The 8,989-nt window shown below is 69.1% G+C and carries 7 protein-coding genes and 2 pseudogenes; 3 read left to right on the forward strand and 6 right to left on the reverse strand.

Translation table 11 applies throughout. From position 1 onward, the window contains the following. Positions 1-104: 104 nt before the first annotated feature. Positions 105-438: pseudogene (locus ACZ4TV_RS25550) on the forward strand (transcriptional regulator); the annotation flags it as partial. Further along, a pseudogene (locus ACZ4TV_RS25555) lies at positions 435-1,678 on the forward strand (MFS transporter). The pseudogenes ACZ4TV_RS25550 and ACZ4TV_RS25555, both read left to right, overlap by 4 nt. Here ACZ4TV_RS25555 and ACZ4TV_RS25560 read toward each other — a convergent pair. Genes ACZ4TV_RS25560 through ACZ4TV_RS25570 form a run of 3 tightly spaced genes read right to left on the reverse strand, consistent with a single transcriptional unit; the run spans position 1,675 to position 3,802 of the window. Beyond that, positions 1,675-2,541, reverse strand: coding sequence for a hypothetical protein (locus tag ACZ4TV_RS25560; protein ID WP_468137209.1), 867 nt, complete (start codon positions 2,539-2,541; stop codon positions 1,675-1,677). The pseudogene ACZ4TV_RS25555 and the gene ACZ4TV_RS25560 sit on opposite strands and share 4 nt — an antisense overlap. Next, positions 2,538-3,404, reverse strand: coding sequence for an ABC transporter ATP-binding protein (locus ACZ4TV_RS25565; RefSeq protein WP_468137210.1), 867 nt, complete (start codon positions 3,402-3,404; stop codon positions 2,538-2,540). Before ACZ4TV_RS25565 ends, ACZ4TV_RS25560 begins: the two co-directional genes overlap by 4 nt. Next, positions 3,401-3,802 (reverse strand): GntR family transcriptional regulator, encoded by a 402-nt coding sequence (locus tag ACZ4TV_RS25570; RefSeq protein ID WP_468137211.1) that lies wholly within the window; start codon positions 3,800-3,802, stop codon positions 3,401-3,403. The genes ACZ4TV_RS25565 and ACZ4TV_RS25570 overlap by 4 nt, the downstream gene beginning before the upstream one ends. 256 nt (positions 3,803-4,058) lie before the next feature. Here ACZ4TV_RS25570 and ACZ4TV_RS25575 point away from each other — a divergent pair, with 256 nt between their 5' ends. Beyond that, positions 4,059-4,511: a DUF6069 family protein gene (locus tag ACZ4TV_RS25575; protein ID WP_468137213.1), complete on the forward strand. Its 453-nt coding sequence runs from the start codon at positions 4,059-4,061 to the stop codon at positions 4,509-4,511. Positions 4,512-4,818: 307 nt separating this feature from the next. Here the strand turns inward: ACZ4TV_RS25575 and ACZ4TV_RS25580 are convergent, their stop codons facing one another. The 3 genes from ACZ4TV_RS25580 to ACZ4TV_RS25590 all read right to left on the reverse strand — a co-directional run bounded on the left by ACZ4TV_RS25580 (position 4,819) and on the right by ACZ4TV_RS25590 (position 8,794). Then, entirely contained in the window at positions 4,819-5,196 is a 378-nt protein-coding gene (locus ACZ4TV_RS25580; protein ID WP_468137214.1) for a peptidase inhibitor family I36 protein, read from the reverse strand. A gap of 40 nt (positions 5,197-5,236) precedes the next feature. Further along, the gene (locus tag ACZ4TV_RS25585) at positions 5,237-5,896 is read right to left on the reverse strand and encodes a hypothetical protein (RefSeq protein WP_468137218.1); all 660 of its coding nucleotides are present in this window, start codon (positions 5,894-5,896) and stop codon (positions 5,237-5,239) included. A gap of 723 nt (positions 5,897-6,619) precedes the next feature. Then, on the reverse strand, positions 6,620-8,794 hold the full coding sequence (locus ACZ4TV_RS25590; RefSeq protein ID WP_468137215.1) for a choice-of-anchor P family protein: 2,175 nt from the start codon (positions 8,792-8,794) through the stop codon (positions 6,620-6,622). Positions 8,795-8,989 lie beyond the last annotated feature (195 nt).

Raw genomic sequence — 8,989 nt, forward strand, 5'->3', positions numbered from 1 at the left:
CCGAGCGGGGGCGGCGTACGGCGAGGTCGGCGACGTAGTCCCGACGCCGGCGCTGTGGCCGCCGACGGCGATCCGCTCCGGGTCGACGCGAGTCAAGGGCTCGGGCGGTACGAACGCGGAAGGTCCGGGGGGTCACCGAGCGGTACTACGCAATGGCCGCGCGCGCGATCGTGCTGCCGGATCCGGCGAGGGAGGCCGGATGCGCTGATGCGGCATGCGCTGGCGGACCTGGAGGCAGCGCCGGTGGACGGCGAGCGGCACGTACGGATGGCGCATCTGCGGCTCACCGAGGAGCAGTTCGCGCAGCTGGGGGCGCGGCTGCAGGCACTGGCGGACGAGTACCAGGAGCTGTCCGATCCGTCGCTGCCGGACGCGTCACTCGTCTTCGTACTGTTCCACCCGACACCGCGCGAGCAGGCCGAGGGGGGCGCCAAGTGACGTCAGACATGCGGAAGTTGCCAGCCGGGTTCGGACGGCTGTGGACTGCGCAGACGGTGTCCTCGCTGGGTGACGGGGTGTCGCATGCCGCCCTGCCGCTGCTCGCGTTGACGTTGACGCGGGATCCGATGGCGCTCGCCGTCGTCACGGCCGCCGAACGCTGCCGTGGCTGCTCTTCGGGGTGCTCGGCGGTGCGCTGGTGGACCGCTGGGACCGCCGCCGCACGATGTGGGTCATGGACGCGGCGCGCGCGGTGCTGCTCGCGATACCGGCGGCAGCGGCCGCGCTCGACGGCTTAAGCATTCCGCTGCTCGCGGCCGTCGCCTTCCTGCTCGGCCTCGGCGGACTCTTCTTCGATACGGCCGCCACGGCCTATCTGCCGGATCTACTCGGCCGCGACCCCGCACTCTTGGAGCGCGCCAACTCTCGCTTGCGCGGCGCCCAGACCGCCATGTCCGGCTTCGCGGGGCCGCCTGCGGGCAGTGCGCTGCTCGCGCTCGGGTGGGCGGTACCCCTGCTCGCCGACGCGGTGTCGTTCATGCTCTCCGCACTGCTCGTACGTACGCTGCCCGCCATGCCCCTTCCCGTGCCGGAGGTCCGCGAGTCGCTGCTGCGGCAGGCGCGGGCCGGGGCCTCGTACGTCTTCCGGGACCGGTTGCTGCTCGGGCTCGCGCTCCGCCCGGCGGTCGGGAACGTCGCCTTCCTCGCCGTGGAGACCGTCCTCGCCCTCTTCGCGCACGACCGCCTCGGCATCGACACCTACGGCTTCGGCCTGCTCCTCACGGCGGAGGCCACCGGCGGTCTGCTCGGTGCAGGCATCGCCTCCTACCTTGGCTGACGACTCGGCACCGGCACCGCACTGACCTGCACGGCCGCAGTCGAGGGGTTTGCCATCCTGGGCCTTGCCGCTGCCCCGAACCCGTACGTGGCCGGGCTGGCGCTCGCCGTCAGCGGGGCCGGCATGGGCGCCGCGATGGTGCCCGGGCCCTCCCTCCGGCAGGCGATCGTCCCGGCCCACCTCATGGGCCGGGTCGCCTCCACCTCCCGCATGCTGGCCATGTGCGCCGCCCCCATGGGGGCTTTCCTCGGCGGCTGGCTGGCCACCACCTACGACATCCGCACCCCGCTCTACGCCGCCGCCGCCCTCCTCCTGGCGATGACGGCCATCACGGCATCCATGACCGGCAACCGCCGAGTCGAAGCGGCGAGCTGGTCTTCCTGGCCTTCGCGGTACGCCTAGCGGTGTCGGCGGCGCAGGAGGGCGAAGGCGGCGACGGTCGCGGCGGCGGCGAGGGTCAGCAGGATCGTGCTCTCGACCAGTTGCAACGGCCAGAAGTGGGATTCGGGGTGGTAGCGGGGCGCGGTTCCCTCGGCCGCAGCAGAGACCTCCCAGATGCCCCCGCCGCGCTGGAGCCCGTCGAGGGCGGGCCAGAGCCAGGGACGGAGCAGGATGAGGGTCGCCCCAACGGTCCCGACCGCGGTCACGGCTGAGGCCATGGCGGGGACCGTGCGCCCGATCAGCAGGCCGGCCAGGGCGCCGACGGCGACGCCGAGGAGGGCATAGCTCACCGCGACCGGCCCGATCAGCTGGTAGACGGGGAGGTCGTACCACTGGACGGGGTACCAGGTGTCCAGCGTTCCCCGTCGGATCCAGGCCGCCAGGAGCACGAACGCCGGCAGGACGAGGAGCACGGCAGCGACCGGCACCGCCAGCTTGGCGGCGAGCCAGCGGGCCGGACTGATCGACTGGGTCCACTGGAGTCGGTAGGTGCCGGATTCAAACTCGCGTCCGATCAGCGGGCCCGCGACGAAGGCGCCGAGGAGCAGGGGCAGTACACCCATGGCGAGCCCGACGATGCCGAACATCTTGTTGACGTACAGGCTGCGGGAGAGGAACCCGCGGACTTGAATTCCGCAGCCGGGCACCGTGTTCTCCACCTTGCAGCCGGTCGCGGCGAGGTCCTCGGCCAGTGACTGGACATACCAGCGGCCGGCGGGCAGGGCAAGGGCGGCGAGCAGCATGAGGGCGAGTGCGGCCCACATCACGTGGCGGTGCAGGGCGACGTTGACCCGGAGGGATCCGCGCAGATCGAGGAGGGTCATGCCGCTGCCTCCATGGCCGGGGTGAGCAGGGCCGGGACGTCCGGGGCACTCAGGTGGGCGAGCAGCAGTTCTTCCAAGGTGGGTTCGATGGCCTGCCAGCCGTCGCCGTCGGTACTCACAGGCCCTTCCGGACGAATCAGGGCGGTGAGTTGCCGCCCGGTGGAGCGTGCGGTGATCACAGTGTGGGGGGCCAGGTCGCGGATCGGGCCGGACACCAGGGTGTGGGCTTGCAGGAGGTCGTCGACCGAGCCGCCGAGCCGGACTCGTCCGCCGCCGATCAGGAGCAGGTGGTCGCAGGCGTCCTCGAGCTCGGAGAGGATGTGGGAGGACATCAGGACGGTGGTGCCGTGTTCGGTGACCGTCGCCAGCAGGGTCCCCATCAGTTGGCGGCGGGCGAGCGGGTCCACATCGGATAGTGCTTCGTCCAGGAGCAGCACCGTGGGCCGCTTGCCGAGAGCCAGGGCCAGGGCGAGCCGGGAACGCTGGCCCCCGGACAGGGCGCGGACACGCAGGGCCGGGTCAAGGCCGCCGGCCTCCACCACCATGCCCGCGGCGGTCGGGTCCCAGCGGTCGGGATTCAGGTCCGCGCCCATCCGCAGGGTCTCGGCGACGGTCAGTTGCGGGTACAGCGGCTTGTCCTGGGCGACATAGGCAATGGCCTCGCGGGGTGGGGTCGTCAGGGTGCCCTCGGTGGGCTTCAGTACCCCCGCGGCCAGGGCCAGCAGGGTGGACTTGCCGGCCCCGTTGGGTCCGACCAGGGCACATACGCGGCCGGCGGGGAGTCGGAAGGAACAGTCCTTCAGAGCCCACCCACCACGGCGGAACCTCCGTCCGAGGCCGTGCGCTTCGATGGCTGCCGTCATTGTTCGTCCCCCTGGTTCGGTTCACTGTCGGATCCGCTCAGTACGGAGGTGAACAGTGCGGTGATGTCGTCCTGCTCCAGGCCTGCCTGCCGCGCCCGTGCCAGCCACTGGGCGAGCTCGGTGCGCAGGGCGCCGTCTGCCGCCCTGCCCTCGCCCAGCGTCCGGCGGACGAAGGTGCCGAGCCCTCGGCGGCCCTCCACCAGGCCTTCGCGTTCGAGTTCCCGGTACGCCTTGAGCACGGTGTTGGGGTTGATGGCGAGGGCCTCGACCACCTCGCGGGCCGTGGGCAGCCGGTCCCCGGGCTCCAACAGGCCCAGGCGAAGGGCCTGTTTGGTCTGCTGCACGATCTGGAGGTAGGTGGCCACACCACTGCGCCGGTCGATGCGGTACTCGATCACGCCGGTTCATCCTCCTTTCACTAAGGAAGTAGTGAAAGAGTGCGCGTGCGGGAGTCTTACTGTCAATAGCCTCGCCTCATGCGTCTATCTGGTACGGCCGGTGAGTAGGGGTGGATGAGTGGTGAGCTTGTTCTTCATGGTCTAACCTCGCAGGGCCGGGACAGGGCTTGACCTCAAGTGCGGTGGAGGTTGGAGGCTTCTTCGTATGCCGCTGGCCGTAGGGCAGCGCAGCACTTCACACCTTGGAGGAAGTCCCATGTCGAGCAGTGTCGTTCCCGATTCCGGCCCCGCTGTGCCCGACGCACCCTCGGTCCGCCGTTCCGGCCTCACCTGGTGGAAGGCACTGGTCACCGGCGCAGTCGGCGCGGCCGTGGTCAACCTGATCGTTCTTGCCGTCGCCAAGCTGGCCGGTGCCTCGCTCGTCGTCGTAGACGGCGGCGTAGAGCACCCGATCACGGTCGGGGGCGTCATCGGCGCCTCCGTCGTCCCGCTGGTCGTCGGGACGGGCGTTGCCCTCTTGATGGCCCTGTGGAAGCCGGTCTTCCTACGGATCGCGCAGTACGTGGGCGGTGGGCTGGCCCTGTTGTCGGTCGCCGGCCCGCTGTCGTCCGGCGCCGACGGCGGCACCGTCGCAGCCCTGTCCCTCATGCACATCACCCTGGGCGTGGCGGTCGTCATCACCCTGAAACTCCACCGCCGCCACCATTGAGCTCGTCTCTATCGGTCCGACCTCGAACGATGCCCTGAGCGTGATCACCCGTACGGAGATTCCGGGGACATGAACTCGGCCTCGCACCCAGGTGCGGGAAGTCCTCGGAACTCCGCGAGGGCCGCCCGCACCGCCCCGAGTGCGCCTGGGCACCGACCAGCAGATGCGCATGCTCACCGACAGCCCTATCCCCGGGAGGGTCCAGTTTTCAAGGTGGGCCGCCGTCTGTGGCTTTGTCTCGGCTGGTCGCCAGCTGTCGCTCAAAGCCACAGCGCGGACGGGGCTCAGCGGCGGATACGTGCTTGGCTCAGCAGCTCGTCGCCCACGTGTGGGAGTCGCCGTTGTCATTCGCTGCCCCGTTGTAGCCGACTTCCTGGCCCGGGGACAGGCAGATGGTCATGTGCCCGCCCTGGTGTGCCTGCGAGTACACCTTGACGTGGTCCTTGACGCCCGGACCTGAGATGCCGTGGTTCGCCCAGGAAGAGTCCTCGTCGGCGATCCAGCTCTCCCACCATCCGTCATCGCCGGACCAGTTGGCGCGTTGCCCGTCGAAGTTGGCGTGCTCCCAGGCGCAGAAATGCCCGCTGGGGCAGTCGACCGCACCGGCTGGTGTGGAGAGCGTCAGTGCTCCGGTCATGGCGAGGAGCGCCGCTGCGGCAGAGGTGACGATGTGATGCATGGTCATCTGATGTTGTGCCCTTTCGGTTCGTCTTGCTTCGGATCGGTCACCGGGTCGGCTGTCCGACCGGGCTTCCGAGGGGCCTGGTGGCCTCTGCGAGGTTCTGCGCACGCCGCAAGGCGACCGTGCGTAGCTGTTTGTGAATGTTCACTTGGTCACGTCGCTCGGCGCGTACTTTCGCCAGTAGGACCGGCTCCAGGCGGGCCTCGATCTCGGCCAGGCCGCTCTCGCGCCTACAGCGATCGGCGACGGCTCGGTCCTGTTGCCGCGGCAGACGATTGCCGGACGGGTGCTCTGTGCAGTGGGTCCAGCGCGCCATTGCGGCCCGGTGGTCTGGATCGGTCGTCATCCGGGCCTGGGCTTCCGCGCGCAGGTTGTTGACGATCACATCGGCACGGAACCAGTTCTTTTGATCTCCGTAGAGGGCGCGCTGCGCGGAGGCGAGGCAGCCGTCCGTGTTGGCCGTGACGGTGTACCCGGTGGGGAGTCTGAGCGACAGCTCACGCGGGTCGGTGCCGAACAAGGCAGCCTGCAGTCGCTTGTCCTCGAGGGATTCCGGGCGTGCCTGTGCGGCGGGCAACGTCATGCCCTTCCCTGCGAGGCAGCGTGTGACGAGGGCCCGCTGCGCGGACTTGATGAGGTCATCTTGGGCCTGCTCGCCCGCTGGGATGGCAGTGGCTCCGGTCGGAGTGCTCACGCAGCCCATCAGTAGGAGAGCCACCACCGGGGCCCAGACAGCGCGGCTCAGCCACATGGCCCAGCTGACATTCGCCGTTCCGCTCGCGATGCCGGGCGGACGCCCGGACCCCGCGCTGCGACGGTGATGATCTTCTTCACCGCTGGTGAACGATTGCCACGGCCGAAGGTCACCCCCGACCGCGATAGTGGACGCACGGACAAAAAGGCGTAGCCGGTTCAGCGTGCGCTGCGTCGTCGTAGACAGAAGCCATGAGCGAGGAGAAGACGTCGTGGCATCCCGGTGAGATCCTGCCGGTCAGCGGGATCTATGAGTGCGAATGCTGCGGAGAGCACCACTGAAGCACCGACGTGAAGGGGCACCACTTCCCGCCGCTGCCGTCTGGCTGCTCAGGCGAGTTCTGGAAGCGGTAGAAGCCAGCGCATCCCGAGAACTACCTCGGCTGAACGACGCGGCGGGTGGCTGCCTAGAGCAGCTGCGTGCGTGTCAGCCGTGCGGCGGGGGTGGGCGTAGGGGCCACCTTGAGGATGTCCTGGGCCTCGCGGCGACACAGTCCCTTCCGCCAGGGCTCGGAGCTAGCGAGGCGGCCCTGTAGTACTCGCGCAACAGGGAGAGGAGAGCTGATTGCACATCTGCTGACGCTTCCCGGTACGGCCAGCCCCGGCCTGGCTCTGCCGTGACGAAGGTGGCCGCACCCACCGGATGCGGCCACCTCGCAGAACTACTCGTGTACTAACGGCAGTTGTGGGCTCCACTGACCGCCGTGCCGACCGTGAGGTCGACGAGGTTGCCGGTCAGGCCAGGCACCACGACGTGCGCGGCGGTGACTGTCAGGCCGGTGTCCGCGCCGGGCGTCGGTGACTGCTCGTTGACGGTGATCCGGCCGCCGCCCGGCAACGCGACGGTGCTGTTGGGCGCGGTGGGTACGGTCACCTGGGCGCCCCCGACGCGGAGCGTCAGGGTTGCCGATCCGGTCGCGGCGGCGCAGGTGCTCCGGGATTCGGCGGTCACCCCGGAGATGTCGATCACCGGTACGCCCGGCAAGCCGATGCGCACCTTCTCGATCTTCGAGGTGGCCCGCGAAGTGCCGGGCGCCAGGCTGGTGGTCACCTCCGGGCACAGGGTGCCGGCGCTCACCAGCAGCGTGCCTGCCGAGGCCGCGCACGGGGTGTCGGTCCGGGAGGCCTTGGCGCTACGGACCGGCCCGGTGTCCGGGGTCGGCGCGATGGACAGCGAGACGAGCGGAAGACGTACGGAGCCGCTCAGACCGGTTGCCTGGCCGGTGTAGTACTCCAGCCGGGCCTCGGCCGCGTCGCGCGAGCCCAGGTAGTACGCGTCACCGGCGAAGTCCGTCGTCACCGGGACGGTCGCCTCCGCGTTCAGCGGCTGGTCGACCGAGGCGATGGTGCAGCGCGCGGTGCCGCGCTCGTCCGTGGCCGCCGTGCACGACTGCCTGGCGGTGCCCTCGCCCAGTGCCAGGTGCACGGTGCGGCCCTGCACGGGGGTCGTGCCAGTCTCGCCCTCGGTCAAGTCGGCTGAAAGGAGCGCCGGTTCACCGTTGGCGACGCGTTTCACGCCGGTGTAGTGGAGGTCGGTGGGCAGTTTGAGGATGGTGAAGTCCACTGAAGTGGAACTGGGTTCGTACCTGGCCGTCCCCGAGTAGCTGACCTGCAGGGCCTTCGTGCCGGGCGCGTCCGTCGGCGTGAGCTGGCAGGCGGCGTTGCCCGACGATCCGGGAACCGTGGTGCACGAGGACCCACCGAGCGTGAACCTGACCGTGCCGCCGGTGACCGCTCCGTCGGCACTCGTCACCCGTGCCGAGGCGCTGAACGGAGCGTGGTAGGGCGCGGAACGCGGTCCCGTGTAGGTGACGGTGGTCGCCTTGGGAGCCGGTGGGTTCGGGCCGGGGTCCTCATCGGGCCGCAGCAGGGGGTCGTACACGTACTCCGTGATGCTGGGGAAGTCCTCTTGCGCGGCGGCACCGGATCCGGCACCCGAGGGGGCCGCGCCGCCTCCGCTGGGAGCCGGGGTCGGATTGGCCTGAACGATCTTCGCGTGGCAGTCCCGGTCGAGACTCTCGTCGCAGTTCCAGTGGTACTTCTGCTCGAAGGGAACTTCCATGGTCTGCGGACCGCTGTTCAGGTCCTTGCAGTCCTTCGACGAACGGTGCCAGTGGAAGGTGAACGCGTGCTTGTTCACGCCGTACCGGGTCCACACCTTCTGACTCCGGGGGACGATGATGCTGAACGGCAGCGTCACCGACATCGACGACGTGACCGTGGTGCCCTTGCTCAGACCACCTGACGCGGACGCCTTGAATTTGTCGAAGCCGTACTCGATGCTCCAGTTCTGGCTCCAAGTCACCGACTCGGACCGTGTCTTGTCCTCGGTGACCGACATGGTCCAGCGGCCGCCGATGTCGTCCGGGCTTCCGAAGGTGGGCGTGAAGTCATACCATTTGTCCGGCAGGACTTCGTCGATCACCATGGTCAGCGGTTCCATCGTGCACGCACCGTCCACTGGGGTGATGGTCCAGCGCTGACGGTCGAAGCCGAGGTAGGCCCCGCTGATGACCTGAGGCGGGTCGGCGCTGAGGAAGCGCTCCGTCTTCGGGTTGAAGATCACACGGCGATCGACCGTGGACGACTGCCATTCCTGATAGGGATTCTGCCGGTTGGGGTCGCAGGGCATCGTGTAGATCCGGCCCTCGGCGTTTCCGTCGAGGCAGAGTCCGGTCTGCACGTTGACGAGAGTTTTGCCCACTGCCTGCCACTGCTGCGTGTAGTTCGCGCCGTCCGGTGCGCAGGGCTTGGAGTAGACGTGACCCTCGTAGTCGCTGTCCAGGCAGTTGTGGAATTCCTGGTCGGCGATGGTTGCGGCGGTGTTCTCGCCTTCGAGTGCGTTCACGGACCCCGACTCGGCGGCCACCGCGCTGGTCGGCGGTGCGGCGAGTCCCAGGCCGAGAAGTAATGCCAGTACTGCTACTGAGATTGAACTCGTGGTGTCATAGGGGCTGATGGCGGATCGTTGGCTGCGGTATCACCGGGGCATGCGGTATCCACAAGGGGGCGGGCTGACCGCCGAACGTCAGCAGTTTCGCGA

This window comes from Streptomyces sp. NPDC028910 (assembly GCF_055564955.1).